At 59.8% G+C, this 22,502-nt stretch carries 21 protein-coding genes; 16 read left to right on the forward strand and 5 right to left on the reverse strand.

Features of this window, described 5'->3' with window-relative positions; translation table 11 throughout:
- Positions 1–115: 115 nt before the first annotated feature.
- Positions 116–601 (reverse strand): bacterioferritin, encoded by a 486-nt coding sequence (bfr, locus tag AC2A6O_RS20875; RefSeq protein WP_148585501.1) that lies wholly within the window; start codon positions 599–601, stop codon positions 116–118.
- A 112-nt stretch (positions 602–713) separates the two neighbouring features.
- On the reverse strand, positions 714–956 hold the full coding sequence (locus AC2A6O_RS20880) for a (2Fe-2S)-binding protein (RefSeq protein ID WP_148585502.1): 243 nt from the start codon (positions 954–956) through the stop codon (positions 714–716).
- A gap of 125 nt (positions 957–1,081) precedes the next feature.
- Between AC2A6O_RS20880 and AC2A6O_RS20885 the strand changes: the two genes are divergently transcribed.
- From AC2A6O_RS20885 to AC2A6O_RS20905, 5 genes are all read left to right on the forward strand, one after another.
- On the forward strand, positions 1,082–1,840 hold the full coding sequence (locus AC2A6O_RS20885; RefSeq protein WP_148585503.1) for an SDR family NAD(P)-dependent oxidoreductase: 759 nt from the start codon (positions 1,082–1,084) through the stop codon (positions 1,838–1,840).
- Between the two features lie 212 nt (positions 1,841–2,052).
- Positions 2,053–4,467 (forward strand): methyl-accepting chemotaxis protein, encoded by a 2,415-nt coding sequence (locus AC2A6O_RS20890; protein WP_498929941.1) that lies wholly within the window; start codon positions 2,053–2,055, stop codon positions 4,465–4,467.
- Positions 4,468–4,727: 260 nt separating this feature from the next.
- Entirely contained in the window at positions 4,728–5,681 is a 954-nt protein-coding gene (locus AC2A6O_RS20895; protein WP_148585505.1) for a class I SAM-dependent rRNA methyltransferase, read from the forward strand.
- Positions 5,678–6,505: a TrmH family RNA methyltransferase gene (locus AC2A6O_RS20900; protein WP_498929943.1), complete on the forward strand. Its 828-nt coding sequence runs from the start codon at positions 5,678–5,680 to the stop codon at positions 6,503–6,505. Before AC2A6O_RS20895 ends, AC2A6O_RS20900 begins: the two co-directional genes overlap by 4 nt.
- A gap of 5 nt (positions 6,506–6,510) precedes the next feature.
- Positions 6,511–7,368, forward strand: a complete 858-nt coding sequence (locus AC2A6O_RS20905; protein WP_498929945.1) for an NAD-dependent epimerase/dehydratase family protein — start codon at positions 6,511–6,513, stop codon at positions 7,366–7,368.
- Positions 7,369–7,467: 99 nt separating this feature from the next.
- Here AC2A6O_RS20905 and AC2A6O_RS20910 read toward each other — a convergent pair whose 3' ends face one another.
- Positions 7,468–8,103: a peroxiredoxin gene (locus tag AC2A6O_RS20910; RefSeq protein ID WP_040439782.1), complete on the reverse strand. Its 636-nt coding sequence runs from the start codon at positions 8,101–8,103 to the stop codon at positions 7,468–7,470.
- A 211-nt stretch (positions 8,104–8,314) separates the two neighbouring features.
- Here AC2A6O_RS20910 and AC2A6O_RS20915 point away from each other — a divergent pair, with 211 nt between their 5' ends.
- From AC2A6O_RS20915 to AC2A6O_RS20945, 7 genes are all read left to right on the forward strand, one after another.
- Positions 8,315–8,773, forward strand: a complete 459-nt coding sequence (locus AC2A6O_RS20915) for a YtoQ family protein (protein WP_148585509.1) — start codon at positions 8,315–8,317, stop codon at positions 8,771–8,773.
- Between the two features lie 270 nt (positions 8,774–9,043).
- Positions 9,044–9,244: a cold-shock protein gene (locus AC2A6O_RS20920; RefSeq protein ID WP_148585510.1), complete on the forward strand. Its 201-nt coding sequence runs from the start codon at positions 9,044–9,046 to the stop codon at positions 9,242–9,244.
- 79 nt (positions 9,245–9,323) lie between these two features.
- Positions 9,324–10,637: a tetratricopeptide repeat protein gene (locus tag AC2A6O_RS20925; RefSeq protein WP_498929948.1), complete on the forward strand. Its 1,314-nt coding sequence runs from the start codon at positions 9,324–9,326 to the stop codon at positions 10,635–10,637.
- A 110-nt stretch (positions 10,638–10,747) separates the two neighbouring features.
- Complete coding sequence (locus AC2A6O_RS20930; protein ID WP_498929950.1) at positions 10,748–12,349, forward strand: B12-binding domain-containing radical SAM protein; 1,602 nt, start codon at positions 10,748–10,750, stop codon at positions 12,347–12,349.
- 50 nt (positions 12,350–12,399) lie between these two features.
- Positions 12,400–13,665, forward strand: coding sequence for a TCR/Tet family MFS transporter (locus tag AC2A6O_RS20935; RefSeq protein ID WP_498929952.1), 1,266 nt, complete (start codon positions 12,400–12,402; stop codon positions 13,663–13,665).
- A 15-nt stretch (positions 13,666–13,680) separates the two neighbouring features.
- Complete coding sequence (locus tag AC2A6O_RS20940) at positions 13,681–14,361, forward strand: alpha/beta hydrolase (RefSeq protein WP_498929954.1); 681 nt, start codon at positions 13,681–13,683, stop codon at positions 14,359–14,361.
- 44 nt (positions 14,362–14,405) lie between these two features.
- Positions 14,406–15,083 (forward strand): hypothetical protein, encoded by a 678-nt coding sequence (locus tag AC2A6O_RS20945; RefSeq protein WP_148585515.1) that lies wholly within the window; start codon positions 14,406–14,408, stop codon positions 15,081–15,083.
- Positions 15,084–15,292: 209 nt separating this feature from the next.
- On the opposite strand, the gene AC2A6O_RS20950 is transcribed toward AC2A6O_RS20945, so the two are convergent.
- Positions 15,293–16,336, reverse strand: coding sequence for a M42 family metallopeptidase (locus tag AC2A6O_RS20950; protein WP_148585516.1), 1,044 nt, complete (start codon positions 16,334–16,336; stop codon positions 15,293–15,295).
- 224 nt (positions 16,337–16,560) lie between these two features.
- Here AC2A6O_RS20950 and AC2A6O_RS20955 point away from each other — a divergent pair, with 224 nt between their 5' ends.
- From AC2A6O_RS20955 to mepA, 3 genes are all read left to right on the forward strand, one after another.
- Positions 16,561–17,364, forward strand: a complete 804-nt coding sequence (locus tag AC2A6O_RS20955) for an alpha/beta fold hydrolase (RefSeq protein WP_498929957.1) — start codon at positions 16,561–16,563, stop codon at positions 17,362–17,364.
- 213 nt (positions 17,365–17,577) lie between these two features.
- The gene (locus AC2A6O_RS20960; protein WP_148585518.1) at positions 17,578–18,663 is read left to right on the forward strand and encodes a patatin-like phospholipase family protein; all 1,086 of its coding nucleotides are present in this window, start codon (positions 17,578–17,580) and stop codon (positions 18,661–18,663) included.
- A 119-nt stretch (positions 18,664–18,782) separates the two neighbouring features.
- Entirely contained in the window at positions 18,783–19,814 is a 1,032-nt protein-coding gene (mepA, locus tag AC2A6O_RS20965) for a penicillin-insensitive murein endopeptidase (protein WP_498929959.1), read from the forward strand.
- A 16-nt stretch (positions 19,815–19,830) separates the two neighbouring features.
- On the opposite strand, the gene AC2A6O_RS20970 is transcribed toward mepA, so the two are convergent.
- Positions 19,831–20,346 (reverse strand): GNAT family N-acetyltransferase, encoded by a 516-nt coding sequence (locus AC2A6O_RS20970; protein WP_498929961.1) that lies wholly within the window; start codon positions 20,344–20,346, stop codon positions 19,831–19,833.
- A gap of 238 nt (positions 20,347–20,584) precedes the next feature.
- Between AC2A6O_RS20970 and lepA the strand changes: the two genes are divergently transcribed.
- Positions 20,585–22,390 (forward strand): translation elongation factor 4, encoded by a 1,806-nt coding sequence (gene lepA, locus AC2A6O_RS20975; RefSeq protein ID WP_148585521.1) that lies wholly within the window; start codon positions 20,585–20,587, stop codon positions 22,388–22,390.
- Positions 22,391–22,502 lie beyond the last annotated feature (112 nt).

The raw sequence follows: 22,502 nt of genomic DNA on the forward strand, positions 1-22,502 counted from the left end.
CAAGCAAGTCACATAGATGCAATTGCCTACGCTCATGGGGCAGACAGAACATCCCTGCCGTTGCCGGATTGGCTCCGACGACGGCAGAGGAAAACCGGGCTTGCGAGCCCTGCCCTTATTCGGCGGTATCCGCGGACTTCGCCTGCAGCAGGGAGTAGTTGTCGATGCCGATCCGTTCGATCAGGTCGAGCTGGGTTTCGAGGAAATCGATGTGGCTTTCCTCGTCGCTCAGGAGCTGCTCAAACAGTGCCATGGAGACATAGTCGCCAAGTTCGCGGCAGACTTCACGAGCTTCGTGATAAAGGGCCCGAGCGACATATTCGGCAGCAAGGTCGCCTTCCAGGCATTCCTTCACCGACTGACCGATCCGCAGCGGATCAAGCGTCTGAAGATTGGGCAGACCTTCCAGGAAGATGATCCGGTCCATCAGATCCTGGGCATGCTGGCGCTCTTCGTCAGCTTCCGCCAGTTCCTTGTCCGCCAGCTTGCCGAAGCCCCAGTCAGCCATGAGCCGGGCATGGACCCAATACTGGTTGACCGCTGTCAACTCGTGGCGCAGGGCCTTGTTGAGATACTCGATTACGCGCGCTTCGCCCTTCATGACCCTCTCCATGTGAGATCTACCTGGGGCTGCCCATCAAGTGAGCCGGCCCGGAGGTGATCGATATCTGTGTGCCGGCCCCTGCCATATCCGAGGCAAGTGCCAGTATGTCCTAGCGGTTTGCAGCCTGTTTCAACGGAGCAGGCGTCTCTTCCCGCTGCGGTTGCTCTTCAGAACTTTTTTCGTGAATGATGTCAATGACTGACGGAAAGCAGCTTCCGCAGCGCGGCCGGCACCCCAGATGTCGGAACACCGCTCCGGGCGTTGGCACTTTGCCATTCGGGTCTGCACGCATTTCTTTCGCGGCTTCGCGAAGTTGCTTGTCAGACAGTACGTTACAGGAGCAAATGATCATTGTAGGATCCGGCGCGCGTCCTCATATGCGAACATATTGGCATTGACGAATTCCAGCGCAATAACGAAACTCGACTGCGGAAGTCAACTTTTTCCACGACTTTCGCTTGCCAGCAGGGAAAAAACATGACCGGCCAAGGTATCTCCGACGAGCGTCCGACACTCGTGCTGACAGGCGCGAGCCGCGGCATCGGACACGCCACCGTCAAGCGGTTTTCCGCGGAAGGCTGGCGGGTGATCACTTGTTCCCGACAGGCATTTTCGGACAAGTGTCCGTGGCCGATGGGCCCGGAGGATCATATCCAGGTGGATCTGTCCGATCCGGAAAACCTGGGCTACGCCACCCAGGAAATCCGCAAACGGCTGGAGCCGAACGGTTCGCGTCTCAACGCACTGGTCAACAACGCCGGGATCAGCCCGAAAGGGACCGACGGGGAACGGCTTGATTCGCTGACGACGCCCATGCACGAGTGGCGCAACGTCTTTCAGGTCAACTTCTTCGCGCCCATCCTTCTGGGCCGCGGCCTTTTCAAGGAGCTGAAGAACGCCAAGGGCTCCGTCGTCAATGTGACATCGATCGCCGGCATGCGTGTTCATCCTTTCGCCGGCACCGCCTACTCCACTTCCAAGGCCGCACTTGCTGCGCTGACCCGGGAAATGGCGGCTGACTTCGGCCCCCACGGCATTCGCGTCAATGCCATCGCCCCGGGCGAAATCGACACGTCCATCCTTTCGCCTGGAACGGAAAAGATGATCGAGGACATTCCACTTCGCCGCCTCGGTCTGCCGGACGAAGTTGCCGAAACAATCTTCTACCTGTGCTCGGAAAAGTCTTCTTACGTGAGCGGAGCAGAAATCCACATCAACGGCGGGCAGCATGTATAGATCGACCAAGGCACGCGCTAGTCTTTAAGACTAGCGCTTTCACTTGCCGGATATAGGCTGCCCCTCAAAGGAAGACGTTTTTTTCATCTGAACATTACCTCAAGATATGACGTAAGATTTACCTAATATTCACCGGCCTCCGCGATACTGCCGCGACGACAAAGCGGTTGTTAAGACTGCGGGGGGATTTGATGAAAAGAATATTGAAATTTATGACCGACTTGAAATTCGGCTTCAAGGTCGGTGGCGGTTTTCTGGCAGTCTTGCTGTTGACCGCAGTGGTTGGCGGTGTGGGGTTCCTGGCCATTCACGGGCTGTCCTCACGGTTTGTCGTCGCCGATCATGCCGCCAAGATTGCCGGTGAGATGCAGGCAACATCCCTGACGCGTGAAGACTATCTCAACAATCCATCAGAAGAGCTCCGCAATTCGGTACTCGAAGGCGTCGAGGCGCTTCAGAGCGAGCTGGTGATCCTGACCGCTGAAGTTGCTGGCGACCCCGCAGCCGAAGCCCAGGTGGCGGAGGCCTCTGACGCGGTCTCCCGCTTCTCGACAACGTTCAAACAGGTCGCCGCGCAAACGACGCAGCAGGCAGAGCGCCTTGCAACGCTGCGGGAAAGCACTAGCAATCTTGAATTGCTGGCAGCGAACATCAGCGAAGCTGTTCTGAAAGAGGAAAAGCGCATCAGCGCCGAAGCTTTCGCCGCAAACAGCCGGCTGGACGATACCAACCAGCTTCAAAGGGCTGCGTTCGAACTGAAGGACGAAGTCGTCAAGATTCACATGCTCTACCTGACGGGCAGCGGCAATATCGACGGGGAAGAACTCACCGCAGCCATTGATATCGCGCGAGACCTCATCTCTGCCACGAAGCAGATGAAATACAAGCAGATCGACGGCATTGATCGCAAAACCGTCGGCAAGCTGGCCTCGCAAGCAAACAAGCTGAATGCCGCGCTGGAAAATCTGACCAAGGATCTCGGTTTTTCCGAGGCTTACGAAGCGCGCCTGGCCGTTGGCACCGCAATCGAAGGAATGAACAGCCTGACCGAGGACATTCTCGGGCAGGTCATCCCGGTCGTTTCTCAGGCCAAGACGGATGCGTTGACCGCTTCAACCCGTCTGGCGACGGTGCGCTCGATCGCAGAGAAAGCCACCACTTTGAACGAAATGGCTTTGGCGGCTCGCGCGGACACGCTCTACCTCTTCGGGTCTTTCGGCTTTAGCGACCCATCACTCGTGGAACAACAGATTGCTAATCTGGTGGGTCTCCAAAAGGACATGGTCAAATACGCCATGATCCTGCCGGCCGCGGGCGATGCCATCAAAGGTATTCCGGACTCTGTTGCCACGCTAGACAAGTCCTTCCGCGAAATGCTGGCAACCAAGGCGGATCTGGCAGTTAAGCGCGCTGAACTTGACGAGTTGACCCGACAGGTCGGTGTCGACATCGCTTCGATTTCCTCCGCCCAGTCGGAGGCCGCCAGTTCGGCCTCGACGGCTGCTCAGGTTCAGATTGCCGTCACGATCCTCTTCGCCATTCTGGGTGGCATCGGTCTCGCCTTCGTTCTGAACCTGGCGATCACCCGCCCGATCCGCACGATCACCGGCGTCATGGACCGCCTGGCAAATGGCGACAATGAGGTGGTGATCGCGGGTATCGACCGGGGCGACGAGATCGGCGACATGAGCCGCACAGTGCAGGTGTTCCGCGACAACGCCGTCGAGCGGGCTCAGTTGCAGGAGCAGAACGCACGTGAAGAAGCGTCCCGGCATGAACGCCAGGCGCGTATCGACAACCTGATCCAGTCTTTCCGGACCACGGCGGAAGAAGCGCTCGGCTCGGTGGAAACCACCGCGAGCGGCCTCGACTCGACCGCTCAGGCGCTTACCGAAATTGCCCGGGACAGCGCCGGCTATGCCAGCGAGACGCAGAGTTCGTCGAACGAGACCACAAACAACGTTCAGACGGTGGCAAGCGCCGCGGAAGAACTGGCGGCTTCCATTGGCGAGATTTCCCGCCAGGTTGCCCAGACAACCGAAATCGTCGACCGGGCCACCACCGGAACGCGGATCACCAACGAGAAGGTCGAAGGCCTGGCGGAAGCCGCCACCAAGATCGGCGAAGTCGTGACCCTCATCCAGGCGATTGCGGAACAGACCAACCTGCTGGCGCTCAACGCCACCATCGAGGCGGCGCGCGCCGGCGAAGCCGGCAGAGGCTTCGCGGTTGTTGCGGCTGAGGTGAAGGAACTGGCCACCCAGACGTCCAAGGCCACGGAAGAGATCTCCAGTCAGATCACCGAGATCCAGAACGCGACCAAAGAATCCGTGATCGCCATTGGCGAAATCGCGGAAACCATGACCGAAGTGAACTCCTACACCACGGCCATCGCTTCGGCTGTCGAACAGCAGGGCTCTGCCACTGCGGAAATTTCGCAGAACGTGCAGCGTGCGGCGGAAGGGACCAGTGCCGTGTCTTCGTCCATGTCGCAGCTTTCGCAGGCTGTCGACCAGACGTCGTCTTCCGCCGACATGGTGCTGTCAGCCTCCGGCGAACTGACCGAAAAGACCGACGAACTGAAGCGTGAAGTCGAACAGTTCCTGTCCGAGGTCGCCGCAGCCTGATCGAGAAATTTCGACCCAAAAGGGCGGGCGAGCTTTGGCTGCCCGCCCTTTTCTTTTGCGCTGAACCGGACCACTGCCCGCACAGACCGCGGTCTTGGCTGCGCTAGAGAGCCCGCCACGAAACGCCTTGAACGAATGTGTTCGAAAGCCGAAACGGCAATCGGATCCGACCCGCCGAAACGTCTAATCTACTTCCAAATGAAGGCAGGATGTTTTATGGCGGAACAAACTTCAAATCAGACAGAAAACGAGTGAGACCCGTGGCGGATCAGACCAGTGCCTCCACCTATGCCCCTTCCGGCAAGCCTGCACACCAGAGCTGGCCGGTGATCCTGGAAACCAAAGGCTGGAAGGATTATCGGCTTCTGGACATGGGACAGGGCGAAAAGCTGGAACGCTATGGCCGGTTCACCATCGTGCGTCCGGAACCGCAGGCCATGGGGTCGCGCCGGCTGAAGGAAAGTGTCTGGAACCGAGCCGATGCGGTCTTTTCCGGCGACACGGAAGAAGAAGGCCCGGGCCGCTGGAAGTTCTCCGGCAGCGTTCCGGAAACCTGGCCGATGTCCTTTGGCCCGGTGCGGTATAACGGCCGCTTCATGTCGTTCCGCCATGTGGGTGTCTTTCCCGAACAGGCTGCCCATTGGGAATGGGTCAACGGCAAGATCCGCGCCGAACGCGAGCGCGCGCCGGAAAAGCCGCTGAAGATCCTCAACCTCTTCGGTTATACCGGCCTTGCCTCGCTGCTGCCGGCAACGGAGGGGGCACAGGTGACCCATGTGGACGCCTCCAAGAAAGCCATCGGCTATGCCCGCGAGAACCAGGAGATGTCCGGTCTTGAAGATCTGCCGATCCGCTGGATCTGCGAGGACGCGTCAAAATTCGTTGCCCGCGAAGTCCGTCGCGGCAACACCTATGACGGCATCATTCTCGACCCGCCGAAATACGGCCGTGGTCCGAAGGGCGAAGTCTGGGACATCTACACCAGCCTGCCGGGCATGCTGGCTGATCTGAAGCAGCTTCTGGCCAAGGATGCCCTGTTCATGATCCTGACTGCCTATGCGATCCGTTCCAGCTTTGTGTCCATTCATGAACTGATGGCCGAAACCCTGGACACCGAAGGCGGCTTGCTGGAGTCCGGCGAACTGGTCATCCGTGAGGAAGACGGCAAACGTGCCTTGTCGACGTCGCTCTTTTCGCGCTGGAGCAGCAGATGATCGAAAAACGCCAGGGCGCGGTGAAACAGATCACCAGCCACTCCAACCCGATCGTCAAGGAAATCAAGGGGCTTGTCGCGCAGCGCAAGCACCGCAGCCAGACCGGCCTGTTCGTGGCCGAAGGCCTGAAGCTGGCGACCGACGCGCTGGAAGCCGGCTGGGGCGTTCGCTATCTGGCTATTGGCCCGGAAGCACGGGACAATCCCGTTGCGCAAAAAGCCGCCGCTGCCGCCAAGGCGCGCGGCGCGCTGATCCTGGAAGTGTCCACCGCCGTCATGTCCGCCATGACCCGCAAGGACAATCCGCAAATGGTTGTCGGCGTCTATGAGCAGAAGCTTCTGGGGCCCCGCGACATCGAGCCCTCCGGCACCACGCTCTGGGTCGCGCTCGACCGGGTTCGCGACCCGGGCAACCTTGGCACCATCATCCGCACCGTGGATGCTGTCGGCGGTGCCGGTGTCATGCTGGTGGGCGATTGTACCGACCCCTTTGCCGTGGAAGCGGTGCGCGCCACCATGGGCTCGCTTTTTCACGTGCCGCTGGCAAAACTCGGCAAGGACGACTTCAAGGCCCTTGCTGAAAAGTGGCCCGGCACTGTCGCAGCAACCCATCTGAAAGGGTCTGTCGACTATCGCACACCCGATTACGCAGAGCCGGTTCTGCTGGTTATGGGCAACGAGCAAAAAGGGTTGGAAGACGATATGGCAGCGGCTTGCCGCACGCTGATCCGCATTCCGCAGGTCGGCCAGGCCGACAGTCTGAATCTCGCCGTTGCCACGGGCGTCGCGCTTTATGAAATTCGCCGCAAACACCTGGAGCTCTAGAACGCATGCGTCTGTTCATCTTTGGCACCGGTTTTTCCTCAAAGGCCTTCGTGGAGGAAGTGCGCGACCAGTTCGAGTGGATCGGCGGCACAACGCGTTCTCCGGAAAAGGCGGACGCGCTGCGGGACCTTGGGGTCGAGCCGTTCATCTTCGACGGAGAAATTCAGGGCGAAGGAATTGCCGACGCTCTGAAAACCGCGACCCACGTTCTGGTGTCGATCGCCCCGAACGAGGCTGGCGATCCGGTTCTGAACCAATATGCCAGCGACATTGCAGCGGCAAAACCACACTGGATCGGCTATCTGTCCACCGTCGGCGTTTATGGCAATCATGATGGTGCGTGGGTCGATGAAGAGACACCGCTGAACCCGGTTTCCAAGCGCTCCGTCCAGCGCGTCGCCGCAGAAGAAGCGTGGCTGGCATTTGCCGCAAAGAACGATCTGCCGGTCCAGATTTTCCGCCTCTCCGGCATCTATGGCCCGGGCCGGAATGCGTTCGAGAACTTCAAGAAAGGCACCGCTCGGCGCCTTGTGAAGCCGGGACAGGTGTTCAATCGCATTCACGTTGCCGACATCGCCGGTGCCCTGAAGGCAGCCATGGCAAAACCGTCGACGCGTGTTTTCAACGTAACGGACGATGAACCGGCCCCGCCCCAGGATGTGGTTGCCTTTGCCGCGCAGCTTCTGGGCGTCGAAGCACCACCGGAAATCCCGTTCGAAACCGCGGATCTCTCGCCGATGGCCAGATCGTTCTATGGTGAGAACAAACGGGTTTCCAACCAGCGCCTCAAGGAAGAGCTTGGGTTTACGTTCCGCTATCCGGACTACCGCACGGCCCTGAAGGCCCTGCTGAAGACAGTGTGATCCCTTTCGCCGGGGTTCGCCCTGAGCGCCGGCTGCAACGCGCTCCAAGGCAGGCAAGCGGCGGCACGCTCTTAGCGCGCCACCTGCTTTTTTGGCCTTTTACTTGGGCTGCGGAACGACCCGCAGGTAAGGCTTCAGGGTCTTCCAGCCTTCGGGAAATTTTTCCTTCGCCTCCTCATCGCTCACCGCCGGAACGATGATGACATCCTCACCGGACACCCAGTTGGCCGGAGTTGCGACCTTGTGTGCGGACGTGAGCTGCAGACTGTCGATCACGCGGATGACTTCATCGAAGTTCCGGCCCGTGGAGGCCGGGTATTCAATCTTCAGCTTGATCTTCTTGTCCGGACCGATGACGAACAGCGAGCGCACGGTCAGCGTGTCATTGGCATTGGGATGGATCATGCCGTAAGCGGTTGCCACCTTGCGATCCGGATCGGCAATCAACGGAAAGTTCAGCGCGACGCCTTGCGTGTCGGCGATATCGCCAACCCAGGCGCGGTGATCCTCGATAGGGTCGACCGAAACGCCGAACACCTTGACGCCACGGGCTTCGAACTTGTCCTTGAGCTTCGCGGTCATCCCCAGTTCGGTGGTGCAGACCGGCGTGAAGTCCTTCGGGTGGGAAAACAGAACCGCCCAGGATCCCTCGATCGCCTCGTGAAAACGGATCGGACCATCCGTGCTGTCGGCTTCGAAATCCGGTGCCTCGTCTCCGAGCAATAGTGCAGACATGAATGAGCTCCTCAAAATTACGGACCGCAAGATCAGTTTCGCGGCAGATTACCCTTCAGTTTTTGCGTAGCCTTGTCGAGTCTTCCAGCGTTAACCGGCCAAGGGCAAATGAACGCAGGGGTTGACGTTGCGGTGTTCAGCCCCCAGTTTCCAGTCAAGATAAGGCGGGAAATTTCGCCACATAATTCAAAAACTTGCATGGGAGACCCTAATGACCACCTGGCGCATCTACTTGTCCGGCGAAATCCATACCGACTGGCGAGACAAGATCATGGATGGCGCTGCTGCGCTCAAGCTGCCGGTGGAATTTTCATCTCCCGTCACCGATCACGATGCCAGCGACGATTGCGGTGCTGCCATTCTGGGCGGTGAGGACAAAAAGTTCTGGTACGACCACAAGGGCGCGAAGGTGAACGCGCTCCGAACACGGACACTGCTGGAAAAGGCCGACATCGTCGTCGTCCGCTTTGGAGACAAATACAAGCAGTGGAACGCGGCGTTCGATGCAGGCTATGCGGCCGCGCTCGGAAAGTCGCTGATCGTCGTCCACGACCCGTCGCTGACGCATCCGCTCAAGGAAGTTGACGCAGCTGCATTAGCGGTTGCCGAAACGTCCGAACAAGTCGTCGATATTCTCAAATATGTTATACTGGGAAAGCTCAATCGCTGAGCAGGTCTTGAAATTAACCATTTCATTACCATATCAATAGACACTATGGAAAAGCCCGGGGTTTTTTCCGGGCATCCAGACCCCAGCCAAATGGAACGGCTTCTTGAAGCGAGGCAGTCGCAGAAAGACTGCACGCGTCGATGTCCAGTTCCGGCCAGGGTCTGAGAAGTACTTTAGTATTATCATCAACACTGTCATCAAGGCGTTGAAAAAGGCAGATATGACTGCCCATCGTATGCCAAGGATGACAAAATTTAGAAAGAAGACTCCATGCTGCATGGAAACGTGAAATGGTTCGATAATCGCCGAGGTATCGGTACGATCGAACCGCAGGACGGCAAGGACATCCTTGTCGACATTCTGGCCCTGCGCCGGTCCGGTATCGACACTCTGACGGAAGGCCAACTCGTGGCATTCGATCTGGAGTGGAGACGCGGCCAGATGGTGGCTGAAGACCTGAAAGTCCTGTAAGGTCACTTACAGGTCATTACCGGGTACAAGGGCGGTTCGACCGCCCTTTTTTATTGTGAAATTTTTGTCGGAGTTGTTCATGGACCTTGATACCAGGCTGCAGGAAGGGGTGAGCGCTCATCGGAGCGGTAATCTGGAAGCGGCGCTGGCGGCCTATAAGGACGTCCTGACCGCCGAGCCGGACCATGCCGACGGGCTGCATTTCCTCGGTCTTCTCCATTTCGATGCCGGCAAGGCGGACAATGCGATCGTCCTGATCCGCAAGTCGCTGGAAAACAACAGCCGCAATGCGGCCGCTTACAACAATCTCGGCAACATCCTGAAGCTCGAGAGCAGGTCCGACGAAGCGCTTGAGGCTTATGTCCGGGCGGTGGAGATCGAACCACGTCATCAGGAGGCCTGGAGCAACATTACCGTGATGCTGGAGGGCGCCACAAACAACGACGACCTCTTGCCCATCCTGACGGAAATCGTCCGGCTGGATCCGGACAATCCGAATGCCTGGCATAATTACGGCCTGTCGTTGATGCTGGCCGGACGCCGGCACGAAGCGGCCGATGCCCTGGAACGCTGCCTGGAATTCGGGTCGGACGTCTGGTCCGATCCGGTCTGGCACGCGCGCGTCCTGTGTTCTCTTGGCCGCAAGGACCGCGCCATCGAGCACCTGGAGGGTGTCGTCGCCGCCGATCCGGACAACAAGGTTGCCAGCTATCAGCTGGCGGCTGTGCGCGGCGACACGATGGACCACGCCCCAGAAGACTATGTCAAAGATCATTTCGACAGTTTTTCCGAAAGCTTCGACGAGGTGTTGACGAACCTCGGCTACCGCGCGCCGGAACTGGTCGCTGCGGAAGTTGCGCTGCTGGCCGCGACACGGCAGACCCCGTTTCAGGATGTGGTCGATCTTGGTTGCGGCACGGGCCTGTGCGGCCCCTTGATCCGTACGTATTGCGTCAAGCTCACCGGTATTGATCTGTCGCCAGGGATGCTGCGCAAGGCGGCTGCACTGAATGTGTTCGATTTTCTGGTGGAAGGTGAACTGGTCGAGTTTCTGACATCCGATCTGCCGACCCGGTTCGACCTTGGCGTTTGCGTCGATACCCTGTGTTACATCGGCGACCTACAGCCCTTCATGAACGCGCTCGCCGGCGCATTGCAGCCTGGCGGCGTGCTGATTGCCAGCGTTGAACACCTCGATGATCCGGCCGGCCCCGATTACAGGGTCGACCCGACGGGCCGGTATGCCCACACGCCCGCCTATCTCAAGCGAACAGCAGAGACGGCAGGGATGATTTACGAAACAGAGAAACCCGTGGTGCTGCGCCAGGAGCTTGGCAACGAAGTCCACGGTTTGATTTTCCGCCTGCGAAAGCCTGACATCGCTTCGCAGTGACGGTCAGTACAGGCGGGAAGCCACGAAAGCTGTTATATGCGGTTGTGCCGAGGCGTAAAGTTGTTACGGTGTCGCCGTTGGGAACGAGTGTCCGTTTGGAGGGACCCTTAATGTCGGAATGCAATGTTCTACTGGTGTATCCGCGCTTCAATGCCGGGTCATTCTGGAACTATGGTGCAACCTGCGAAATGGTGGGAGCCAAATATCCCGCCCCTCCTCTCGGCCTGATAACCGTCGCTGCAATGCTGCCGGACACCTGGAATGTGCGTCTGATTGACCGCAACACGGGCGACCTGACGAATGACGATCTCGACTGGGCCGATATGGTCATGACTGGCGGCATGCTGCCCCAGCAGGCCGATTGCCTCGGCGTTATCCGGCGCGCACAGGAAAACAACGTTCCCGTTGTTGTCGGCGGCCCGGATGCGACTTCCTCTCCCGAAGTCTACGAAGGGGCGGATTTCCTTGTGCTTGGAGAAGCCGAGGGCATTCTCAGCACCTTTATCGACGCCTGGAAGGAAGGCGCGCGCAACGGCCGCTTCTCAGCCGAGAAATTCAAGGCCGACGTGGCCTCCAGCCCTATTCCGCGGTTCGATCTTCTGAAGTTCGACGATTATGTGCAGATCGGCGTGCAATATTCGCGCGGCTGCCCGTTCACCTGCGAATTCTGCGACATCATCGAGCTTTATGGCCGGGTGCCGCGCACCAAGACCAATGACCAGATGCTGGCCGAACTCGACCGTCTGTACGAGCTGGGGTACCGAGGCCATGTCGATTTCGTTGACGACAACCTGATCGGCAACAAGAAGGCCGTGAAGGGCTTTCTTCCGGAGCTGGCAAAGTGGCAGAAGGAACGCAAATATCCGTTCGAAATGTCGACGGAAGCGTCCCTGAACCTTGCCGACGACGAAGCCCTTTTGACGATGATGCAGCAGGCCGGATATTTCTCCGTCTTCATCGGCATCGAAAGCCCCGATCCCGAAGTTCTGGTGGCAACGCGCAAGAAGCAGAACACCCGCCGCGACATCGCCAAGAGCGTCCACAAGATCTACGACGCCGGCATCTTCGTGCTGGCGGGATTCATCGTCGGCTTCGATGAGGAAAGCGACAAGGTGGCAGAAGAAATCTCCGCTTTGATCGAGGAGGCCGCGATCCCGGTTGCCATGACCGGGCTGCTCTATGCCCTGCCCAACACCCAGTTGACCCGCCGGCTCGCCAAGGAAGGCCGCCTGCATGCCGACTTTGCCACCGATGATCCGGACACGGAGCATGGTGACCAGTGTACCGCCGGTCTCAACTTCACCACCGTTCGCCCGCGCGCGCAGATCCTGGAAGACTTCAAGAAGGTCATCGATCAGGTCTATGGACCGGAGGCCTATTTCGGCCGCGTCCAGAAGGTTGCCTCCATGCTTGACATGAGCGGTGCCAACGGCTCGATTTTCGGCGCTGGTTTTTTCCATGATATCAAGCTGTTCGGCCGTCTTATCCTGGCGATGACCTTCAAGGAAACCACCTACCGCGGACCGTTCTGGAAAACGCTGATCAAGACCACATTCACCAACTTCCGGGCCATCAAACCGGTGATGATGATGCTGGCGCTTTATGTGCACCTGGGGCCGTTCTCGCGGTTCGTCGTTGGCCAGATCGACAAGCAGATTGCCGATATCGAAAAGGGCAACTGGGAACAGCCGTCACTGGTCGCCGCCGAATAATCGGGTAAGATCACAGCCACCTTCAGTTGACGGAATTGGCGGAAAAAGGCTTGCGGTCCGGTATCTCCAATCGCAGCGCGCTCGGGTTCATCCTGGTCACGCTGGTTCTCAACTCCATGGGCATCGGCCTGATGATGCCGGTCATGCCCTCGCTCCTGACCGAACTTACTTCGCTGCCCGTAAGCGAAGCCGCCCGTTGGGGCGGCGCACTCAGTGTCGTCTACGCCCTGATGCAATTCGCCTTCGGTCCGACGCTTGGCAATCTGGCAGACCGTTTCGGGCGCCGTCCGGTCCTTCTGGTGTCCATGTTCGCCATGGCTGTCGACTATCTGATCATGGCGCTGTCCTGGCATCTGGCCGTTCTGTTCGTCGGCAGAACGCTGGCAGGTGTTTCCGGAGCAACCTTCTCCGCGGCTTCCGCCTTTATCGCCGATGTGTCTTCCAAGCAGGACCGGGCGAAAAACTTCGGGCTTGTTGGCGCTGGTTTTGGCGTCGGTTTCGTGCTTGGGCCAATGATCGGCGGGTTCCTGGGTGAATACGGGTCTCGCGCACCGTTTTATGCGGCTGCGGGCCTCTCCTTCGTCAACTTCCTGTTCGGCTATTTCATGCTGCCCGAAACACTGAAGGACGAAAACACGAGGCAGTTCGATTGGAAACGCGCCAACCCGTTCGGCGCGTTGAAGCAGATCGCCGTGTATCCCTCGGTGCGTACGCTGCTTCTGGCCGTCTTCCTGTTCGACATCGCCCATTACGTCTATCCCTCCGTCTGGAGCTACTATGCGGAGGAAGTCTTTGCCTGGAGCCCCGGCGATATCGGCCTGTCACTGGCCGCTGTCGGCGTCGGCTTTGCCTTCGTTCAGGGATATCTGATCCGCGTTCTGGAACCCAGGCTCGGGCCTGGCCGGACGCTTTTCATCGGCCTGGCGGCCAACCTCATAGCCTTCACCGGCCTTGCCGTCGCCGATGCGGGCTGGATGGCCTATCTGCTGATCTCCTTCGCAGCGCTCGGCGCGATGGCAACGCCCGCCTTCACCGGTCTGATGTCGGTTCGCGTGCCGGATAACGCACAAGGCGAACTGCAGGGTCTGATCGCAAGTGCCGCGGGCCTTTCCATGGTTGTCAGCCCGCTGGTCATGACACAGGCCTTCGCCACGTTTTCAGGACCCAACGCGGCAGTTTTCTTTCCCGGGGCACCGTTCGCCCTTGCAAGTCTGCTGATCCTACTTGCCATGCTGATCGCCCTTCCGTTCATGCGTCTTCAGGAAAAACTGCCGTCTCCCTCCGAGACGCCCGACCGGAAGACGCCAGCTCAATAATTAGGGTTTCCTATCGTGCCAGCCACTTTCCCTCCCCGTCTCGATGGCCCCCGTCTGGCGCCGGCTTCGGGCAATGCCGCCCGCCAACTGGTGGTGATCCTGCATGGCTACGGAGCCGATGGCCCGGACCTCATCGACCTTGGGCGTGCCTGGCAGGGACAGCTTCCCGACGCCGCCTTCGTCGCGCCGAACGCTCCGGAGCACCTGCCCTTCGAAGCGCTCGGTGGGCGGCAATGGTTTGCGCTCGAGGAACGCGACATCAACGAATACCGCCTTGGCGCGCAAGCCGCCCAGCCGGTGCTCGACCGGTTTCTGGACGACGAACTGGCTCGTCATTCTCTCAACGACAGTTCACTGGCACTGGTTGGCTTCAGCCAGGGGGCCATGATGGCCTTTCAATGCGGTCTGCGCCGCCCGTCTCCCCCGGCAGCGCTGATCGGCTATTCCGGTTTGTTGCCAGGGGCCGGGCGCCTTGATCCGATCAATACGCAGAGCCCTGTGCTGATCGTGCATGGCGAGGCGGACGATGTGGTTGCCAGATATCACGCGGAGGCGGCGCAACAGGCACTTGAAGATGCCGGGGTTTCTTCCAGCCTGCATCTGCTGTCGGGCCTCGGTCATTCCATCGATGAACGCGGCATGGTGCTGGGCGGACGGTTTCTGGAAAAGGCGTTTGGGTCCGTCAGGCCGGTGTAAGGACGGCCCGGGATTGGTTAATGGCCTGTTAACGGTTTTGCGGGATGATTTCTGCAACTGTACCGGACCAGGAAGGGCCGGACGAGCCGGGATCCGAAGCCATGCAGATTTCCATCGAAACCACCACGCAAAGCACAAGCCTTTTTTCGGCTTCCTTTTCGAATGGCGGCGCAGAAGGCCAGAAGAACGATCCCAAGGGCAACGCCTATGGTCACGAGATCGGCCAACGCAACGGGCATGACAAATCCCCTGCCGTCAGCGTTCTGGAAGCTGCCAGCAAACAGGCCGAGGAAGATGCGGTCGTGATCGCGGCGCTTCAGGATGCGGTTGAAAAAGGCAAGGGCAACGTCAAGGACGACGACGAGGATAAAGACGGCGCACTTGCGACTGTCGAGGACTATCAGAAGACCGCCGGCAAACTGAAGGCGGCTCTTGGTGAAGAGGAAAGCGGCGCGTCGGCCAATGTGGCCTATGAAAGCGCGACCATTTCAACGACCACGATTGAAGCCGAGATTGGCGGTGAAACCGTTTCCGCGCAGTTCGTATCTTTCGAGCGGGTGTCCTACGACAGTGAAACCGGGCTTTCTGTCCGCTCGGCGAACGCCTCTTCTGTCGAAGGCAACTTCGACAACGGCTCCTTCAGCTATCAGAGCGCTGCCGTCAGCGAGCTATACGCAGGCACCGGCGACCAGGTGTCCAACCTTCTGGGCCTCGTGGCCTGACGCGACACACTTCCGCGCGTTTCCCGCATCTTGAGGGGCTGATTGGCCTCGACATACGGCCGTAAAGGCCTGTCCTGAGTGCCGTCTCGCCCCTGAGGCGACCAAACGGGATGACACGCCACGGAGGATCAGCCGTGGTTCCAACCCAAGGACTTCGACCTCCCGGTCAGAAACAAAAAGGGGAGCCGAAGCTCCCCTTTCTCAGTGCCTTATGCCTTTTTCAGGTAGGCGACGATGATGTCGAGCGCGGCCTGAAGGTCGCCCTTGTCGATCATTTCCGTGACCGTATGGATGTAGCGGGTCCCGACAACGATGCCGATGGCCTTGGCACCGGCAGCGGCCTGCTGGGCGGCAGCGCCATCCTGACCGCCAGCGGCCAGCATGGTGCGCTGGAACGGGATCTTTTCCTTGACCGCAATGGCTTCGATTTCCTTCACCAGGTCCCGGTCCGCAATGAAGCTGGAATCCTTCACGTGCAGACCGAAGCCTTCGCCCTGCACCGTGGTGCGATCCTGTTCGGGAACACCCGGCGTGTCGCAGGAAAGCGTGGTGTCGATGCCAAATCCGATGTCGGGAGCAATGGCGAAAGACGCTGTCCGCGCGCCGCGCAGGCCGACTTCTTCCTGGCAGGTGAAGGCGACGTGAATCTCGCAATCATGCTTGGCCTTGCCCAGGCCCTTGATCGCCTCGATGCCGAGCCAGCAGGCAATGCGGTTGTCGAGCGCCTTGGAGACGACCTTGTCGCCGATCTCGATCAGCGGCTCATCCATGGTGACCATGTCGCCAACCTTGACGATGTCCTTGGTTTTTTCGCCGAGGCCCATGTCGATGACGAATTCCTTGGGTTCCGGCACCTTCTTGCGCTCTTCCGGCGAAGAAATGTGGATCGGCTTGCCACCCGGGTTCATCACGCCCTTGAAGTCACCTTCGTCGGTAGACACCAGCACGCGGCGGGAGAACAGGTTGCGGGCATCGAAGCCGCCGACCGGCTGCACATGGACGAAGCCCTTGTCCGTGACATGGGAGACCAGAAAGCCGATCTCATCCATGTGGCACAGGAGCATGACCTTTTTCGGGGTGCCCTTCTTGGAGGACTTGCGGCTGTCCCGGCGGCAGAGCAGCGAGCCCATGGGGTCGACGGTAACCTCGTCGAACAAGCCCTTGATTTCGGCCTGAATCAGGTCCCGGACCCGGTGTTCGTGACCCGGAACTCCCGGCGTTTCGCAAAGACGGCGAAGAAGATCGATATTCATGAAACTTCCTGTAAAGGTTGGAAAATTGGCTCGATCCTAGTCCGAAAGGCCGCACGGGATAAAGAGCCAAGACGGAATAGTTCGAAAAGAGAGGCTTGTTGCGAGCCTACAGGCTGCGATAAGCCTCGGTGGAACATCGCACGTGCGCTCAAAAAGACCCCTCGGTCCGTCCCGCCGCCTGAAAAAGGCACCACGCTACACCCTTTGTGGAAAGGCAATTCACGTTGACCTCTCTCTTGTCCGGCACCGTCCACGTTGAAACACAGGCCGTCCCGGTCGGCAGCAGCACCGTTCATGTTCGCATCTGGACACCTGAAGACCATTTGCCCGGCAAGGCACCTGTGCTTCTGTTTCACGACTCCCTCGGATGTATTGCCCTCTGGCGCGATTTTCCAGAACGTCTTGCCCTTGCCAGCGGTCGCACTGTCATTGCCTATGACAGGCCCGGTTTCGGGCAATCCTCGGCACGTAGCGATACCCTGCCTGCCAGCTTTATCGCCGACGAAGGCAGGACGGTTGTGCCAGTCCTGTGCGAGCAACTGGGGCTCAGCCGCTTCGTTGCCTGCGGCCACAGCGTGGGAGGTGGTATGGCCGTGCATACGGCCGCGCAGCACCCGGACAGGGTCACGGCCCTGGTGACGATTGCAGCCCAGGCCCTGATCGAACACCGCACCCTGGAAGGGGTCCGCGAAGCCCGCACCGCCTTTGCCGATCCGGATGCATTCGACAGGTTGACCCGCTACCACGGCGCCAAAGCGCGCTGGGTTCTGAATGCCTGGACGGAATCATGGCTCTCGCCAGCCTTTGCCGATTGGTCGCTCGACGATGCGCTTGCCGGTGTCCGCTGTAACACCCTTGCCATCCATGGCGCGCTTGACGAATACGGCTCACCACGTCATCCGGAACACATCGCCAGGAGCACCGGCGGACAAAAGGTCGTGCTGCCCGACACGGGCCACATCCCGCACAGGGAGTGTCCGGAGGTGCTGGTCGATACCATCTGCGGTTTCCTGGCGAATGCTTCCTGAAGCCGGTTTCGGGCAATCCGCGCAGAGTCTTTGCAGATGCGCCGGTCCGGTTTAACTTCTTGCTCGCCAATTTCGAAAAATCGTCCACCTGTTTTTCACTTTGCCATTGCAGTGTCGCATTTGATGACAACATTCTATCGGTAAGCAAAAAGCGTCTCCCGTCTTTCCGGAGAGATGTATCGCCTTCCATTGCGACGACCCCCGGGGAACCCCATGGCCCAGAAAAAACGTTTTATTCTTTCCATTGACGGCGGCGGCATTCGCGGCCTCATTCCGCTCCGCTTGCTTGAAACCCTCGAAAGCCGATTGAGCCAGCGAGGCGTCAACACACCCCTGCACCAGATTTTCGATCTGATGGCCGGATCTTCCACTGGCGGCCTGATTGCCGCCGGTCTGTCCGCGCCGCGTCCTGGTGGCTCCGCCGGCGCGCCTGCTGCAAGCATCACCGAACTCCGCGGCTTCTTCGAGCGCGATGCGCGGGAGATCTTCAAATCCTCGATCTCGGCACGGCTGGCGCGCAGCGTTACCAGCTCGCTCGGCCTGTTCGACGAAACCTACGATCCGCGCCCGCTGGAAAAGATGCTGAAAGAACGGTTCGGCTGGACGTCCATGGCCAGCGGCCTCACCCATCTCGTGCTGACCGCCTATGATCTGGAACAGCGCAAGGCAGTGTTCCTGACCAACGGTCTCGAAGCTGGCGGCGGCCGACCGGATGACTATTACTTCTGGCAGGCGGTGCGCGCGACCACCGCAACCCCGTCCTATTTCGAGCCGGCCCGTGTTGAGAACCTCAGCCGCCGGCGCGAGGAAGCGCTGATCGATGGAACGGTCTTCATGAAGGATCCGACCATCGCAGCTTATCTGGAGGCCCGTAATCTGGGTTGGGGTGACGACGAGATCGTCATTCTGTCGCTCGGCACCGGCCGGGCGCCAAGCCGGTCCTTCCTTTACAAGGATGCCGTCGGCTGGGGTGCTCTGGGCTGGCTGCAGCCTTCCAAGGGAGCGCCGCTGATGTCGATCCTGGCCGATGCCCAAAGCCAGACAACCTCCGACGAGGCACGCCAGCTCTTCGCCGAACTGCCGAACGTGAGCTATCACCGGCTCGATGGCGAACTGCCTGCGGAAGCCGAGGACATCGACAACGCCCGGCCAGGCAACATCATCACGCTCAACGGCGCGGCGGACCGGGTGATCCGGGACAACACCGTTTTCCTGGATACCCTTGCCGACATGATCGCCGCGCATGTGCATGAGAGCGAATCGGATGCGGAGACACCCGATTTGGTGCATGCTGCCTGAGGATTGAAATGGCCGGCGGTCGACGGCGGCTGAACACTCAGACTGGCGCACGAGGTTTCAACGTGAGAGCGGGCAGAACAGGCATTAGAAGCGGCTGGACCCTTTCGGTGTCCGGCCTGATGGCATTTGCGGCAGCCTTGCAGGTCTCCTGCCTTGTCGCGTCAGCCGCACCCGTGCCAACCGCCAAGCCGAGCGAGCCTGTCTCAGAGACCTATTCGCCGACTGTCGAGCTGGTGGCCGGTGTGCCGATACCGGAAAAGAAACGCGACGTTCCGGAAGGCTATGTCGCGCAGAAACCCAAGCTGGTGCTTTATGGAAACCAGCCAGCGCGTGACTACTTCGGGGCCGCAACAGGCCCTGCCAATCTGAAAGCCCGCTCCATCGGGTCCTACGCCAAGGGGTGCCTGGCAGGCGGCGCGGAGCTGCCGACGGATGGACCGACCTGGCAGGCCATGCGCCTGTCGCGAAACCGCAATTGGGGCCACCCGGTCCTGATCGACTATCTCGAGGACCTGGCGAATGACGCCCCGAAGGTCGGCTGGAACGGATTGCTTGTCGGCGACATCGCTCAACCACGCGGCGGACCGATGACATCCGGCCATGCCAGCCACCAGATCGGCCTCGACGCCGACATCTGGTTGACGGAGATGCCGAACCGCCGCCTCACCCCACAGGAACGGGAAGAGATCTCCGCCACTTCGATGCTGATCGGCCCTATGGACGTCAAGGGTGCCGACCGACGGGTAGACCCGAGGAAATGGTCCGACACACACGCCAAGCTGATCCGGCTCGCTGCGTCAGACAAGCGTGTGGCGCGTATCTTCGTCAGTCCGGCGATCAAGAAGGCCCTCTGCGATTTCCAGAGAGGCGGTGACCGCTCGTGGCTGCGCAAGGTGCGCCCGTGGTGGGGTCACCACTATCATTTCCATGTGCGCCTGGCCTGCCCGAAAGGCAGTGCCGGCTGCAAGAACCAGAACCCGCCGCCCCCCGGCGACGGCTGTGGCGCCCAACTTACCTACTGGCTGTCGGACGAACCCTGGGTGCCGAAAAACCCGCCCAAGCCGGGCGAGCCTCCGAAGGTGGTCAAGAAACGCCCCATGGCGCTCTCCGCCTTGCCGAATGACTGCCGGAATGTGCTGACGGCAAATTGAGGTTGGCCTCGGCCCCTTAAGCGTCCGGCGGCTGCATCGGCAGCAAGACCTTGGCCACGAAGACGAGATCCAGCCAGCGGCCGAACTTGGTGCCGGCTTCCGGCAAGCGCCCGGCGACATCAAAGCCGAGTTTCTCATGCAAGGCGATGGAGGCCGTATTGCTGCCGTCGATCACGCCGACCAGCACGTGTAGGCTCTTGCCGACGGCAATCTCCATCAGGCGTTCCAGAAGCGCGCGGCCAATGCCGCGCCGTTGCATCGCCGGGTCGACATAGACGGAGTGTTCCGCCGTCAGGCGATAGCCCTCGCGCGGGCGGAAGGGCCCGAAACTGGCGAAACCAAGCACAGCATCGTGGTGATCGACCGCCACCAGAACCGGCAGCCCCTCCTTCACCCGCCCCTCGTACCAGCTCAGTCTCTGGTCCAGCGTTTCTTCCCGGTTGGTCCAGGCTGCCGTCGTCTCGCGCACGGCCTGATTATAGCGCTCCAGAATTGCCGGAACGTCCTTTGGTTCTGCATTGCGGATCAACATCGATAACTCTTGTCAGGTTGTTCAAATCGCCTTTGCCGATGCATTCTACATCAAACTTTGAGTTTGAATTTCCATGACAAATGCCTCCCATGCACTGCGTCATTTACCGGGGGCGGAAGATCCCGGTTGCCGTCGGAGAACCCGCATTCGGCGATAGGTGCAAAAAAGCACCGGAATTCAACGCCCGCAGGCTTCAATCTACTAGGCGAAATCGAATTGCAGTGGTAAAGGGGCGGCCATGACGACGAAGAAGCTTTCCAACATCCGCAACTTTTCCATCGTGGCTCATATCGATCACGGCAAGTCGACGCTGGCCGACCGCCTGATCCACATGACAGGCACGCTGACCGAACGCGAAATGACCGAGCAGGTGCTCGATTCGATGGATATCGAACGCGAGCGCGGCATCACGATCAAGGCGCAAACAGTGCGACTGATCTACAATGCCAAGGACGGCGAACAGTATACGCTGAACCTGATCGACACGCCGGGCCACGTGGACTTTGCCTACGAGGTGTCCCGCTCGCTTGCAGCCTGTGAAGGCTCGCTGCTGGTGGTCGATGCCTCCCAGGGTGTGGAAGCGCAGACGCTGGCCAACGTCTATCAGGCCATCGACAACGACCACGAGATCGTCACCGTCCTCAACAAGATCGACCTGCCCGCGGCCGAACCGGACCGGATCAAGGAACAGATCGAGGATGTGATCGGCATCGATGCGTCGGAAGCCTGCATGATCTCGGCCAAGACGGGTCTTGGCGTCGACGACGTGCTGGAAGCGATCGTCACCAAGCTGCCGCCGCCGGAAGGCGATCCGGACGCCACGCTGAAGGCGATGCTGGTCGACAGCTGGTACGACACCTACCTCGGCGTGATGGTGCTCGTCCGTGTGATCGACGGTTCCCTGAAGCGGGGTCACAAGATCAAGATGATGGGCACGGGCGCTGCCTATGATGTTGACCGTGTCGGCGTCATGACACCGAAATTCCTGCAGGTGGACGAGTTGAAGGCCGGCGAGATCGGCGTCATCACCGGGTCGATCAAGGAAGTGGCCGACACGCGCGTCGGCGATACCATCACCCTGGAAAAGAAACCCTGCACGCAAGCCCTGCCGGGCTTCAAGCCGGCTCAGCCGGTCGTGTTCTGTGGCCTCTTCCCGGTTGATGCAAACGACTTCGAAGACCTGCGCGCTGCCATGGGCAAGCTGCGCCTCAACGATGCCTCGTTCTCCTTCGAAATGGAAACCTCGGCTGCGCTCGGCTTCGGCTTCCGCTGCGGTTTCCTTGGCCTGTTGCATCTGGAAATCATCCAGGAACGGCTCTACCGCGAATTCGACCTCGACCTGATCGCCACCGCGCCGTCGGTGGTCTACCAGATGTCCCTGACGGACGAGTCGGAAGTGGAACTTCACAACCCTGCCGACATGCCGGATATCGTGAAGATTACCGAAATCCGCGAGCCTTGGATCCGGGCGACGATCATGACACCGGACGAGTATCTGGGCGGCATCCTGAAACTGTGTCAGGAACGGCGCGGACTTCAGATCGATCTGTCCTATGTCGGTAGCCGCGCGATGGTGACCTACGACCTGCCGCTCAACGAAGTCGTGTTCGACTTCTACGACCGTCTGAAGTCGATCTCCAAGGGCTATGCCTCTTTCGACTATCAGATTTCGGACTACCGGGCGGGCGATCTCGTCAGGATGTCGATCCTGGTCAACGAAGAGCCTGTCGATGCGCTGTCCGTTCTCGTGCACCGCAGCCAGGCGGAACGCCGCGGCCGCGCCATGTGTGAGAAGCTGAAAGAGCTGATCCCGCGTCACATGTTCAAGATCCCGATCCAGGCAGCCATCGGCGGCCGCGTGATCGCGCGCGAGACCATCTCGGCCCTGCGCAAGGACGTGACCGCCAAGTGTTACGGCGGCGACGCCACGCGTAAACGCAAGCTGCTGGAAAAGCAGAAGGCGGGCAAGAAGAAGATGCGCCAGTTCGGCAAGGTCGAAATCCCGCAGGAGGCCTTCATCCAGGCCCTGAAGATGGACGACTGAGACACCGCTGCCATGCCCGCCAGGGCGTGGCAACAGGTATCAACACCCGCGTTTATCAGGTCCAGGACTTGCCTTCTGCGAACCGGCGTGACAAACGTCGGAAATCATCGTC

Source organism: Labrenzia sp. ATLA3, from assembly GCF_057180185.1.

Bases quoted from the DNA above. Each gene is read 5' to 3' on its own strand.
- bfr (WP_148585501.1), bottom strand. From the start codon at position 601: ATGAAGGGCGAAGCGCGCGTAATCGAGTATCTCAACAAGGCCCTGCGC.
- AC2A6O_RS20880 (WP_148585502.1), bottom strand. From the start codon at position 956: ATGATCATTTGCTCCTGTAACGTACTGTCTGACAAGCAACTTCGCGAA.
- AC2A6O_RS20885 (WP_148585503.1), top strand. From the start codon at position 1,082: ATGACCGGCCAAGGTATCTCCGACGAGCGTCCGACACTCGTGCTGACA.
- AC2A6O_RS20890 (WP_498929941.1), top strand. From the start codon at position 2,053: ATGACCGACTTGAAATTCGGCTTCAAGGTCGGTGGCGGTTTTCTGGCA.
- AC2A6O_RS20900 (WP_498929943.1), top strand. From the start codon at position 5,678: ATGATCGAAAAACGCCAGGGCGCGGTGAAACAGATCACCAGCCACTCC.
- AC2A6O_RS20905 (WP_498929945.1), top strand. From the start codon at position 6,511: ATGCGTCTGTTCATCTTTGGCACCGGTTTTTCCTCAAAGGCCTTCGTG.
- AC2A6O_RS20910 (WP_040439782.1), bottom strand. From the start codon at position 8,103: ATGTCTGCACTATTGCTCGGAGACGAGGCACCGGATTTCGAAGCCGAC.
- AC2A6O_RS20915 (WP_148585509.1), top strand. From the start codon at position 8,315: ATGACCACCTGGCGCATCTACTTGTCCGGCGAAATCCATACCGACTGG.
- AC2A6O_RS20920 (WP_148585510.1), top strand. From the start codon at position 9,044: ATGCTGCATGGAAACGTGAAATGGTTCGATAATCGCCGAGGTATCGGT.
- AC2A6O_RS20925 (WP_498929948.1), top strand. From the start codon at position 9,324: ATGGACCTTGATACCAGGCTGCAGGAAGGGGTGAGCGCTCATCGGAGC.
- AC2A6O_RS20930 (WP_498929950.1), top strand. From the start codon at position 10,748: ATGTCGGAATGCAATGTTCTACTGGTGTATCCGCGCTTCAATGCCGGG.
- AC2A6O_RS20945 (WP_148585515.1), top strand. From the start codon at position 14,406: ATGATTTCTGCAACTGTACCGGACCAGGAAGGGCCGGACGAGCCGGGA.
- AC2A6O_RS20950 (WP_148585516.1), bottom strand. From the start codon at position 16,336: ATGAATATCGATCTTCTTCGCCGTCTTTGCGAAACGCCGGGAGTTCCG.
- AC2A6O_RS20960 (WP_148585518.1), top strand. From the start codon at position 17,578: ATGGCCCAGAAAAAACGTTTTATTCTTTCCATTGACGGCGGCGGCATT.
- mepA (WP_498929959.1), top strand. From the start codon at position 18,783: ATGGCATTTGCGGCAGCCTTGCAGGTCTCCTGCCTTGTCGCGTCAGCC.
- AC2A6O_RS20970 (WP_498929961.1), bottom strand. From the start codon at position 20,346: ATGTTGATCCGCAATGCAGAACCAAAGGACGTTCCGGCAATTCTGGAG.
- lepA (WP_148585521.1), top strand. From the start codon at position 20,585: ATGACGACGAAGAAGCTTTCCAACATCCGCAACTTTTCCATCGTGGCT.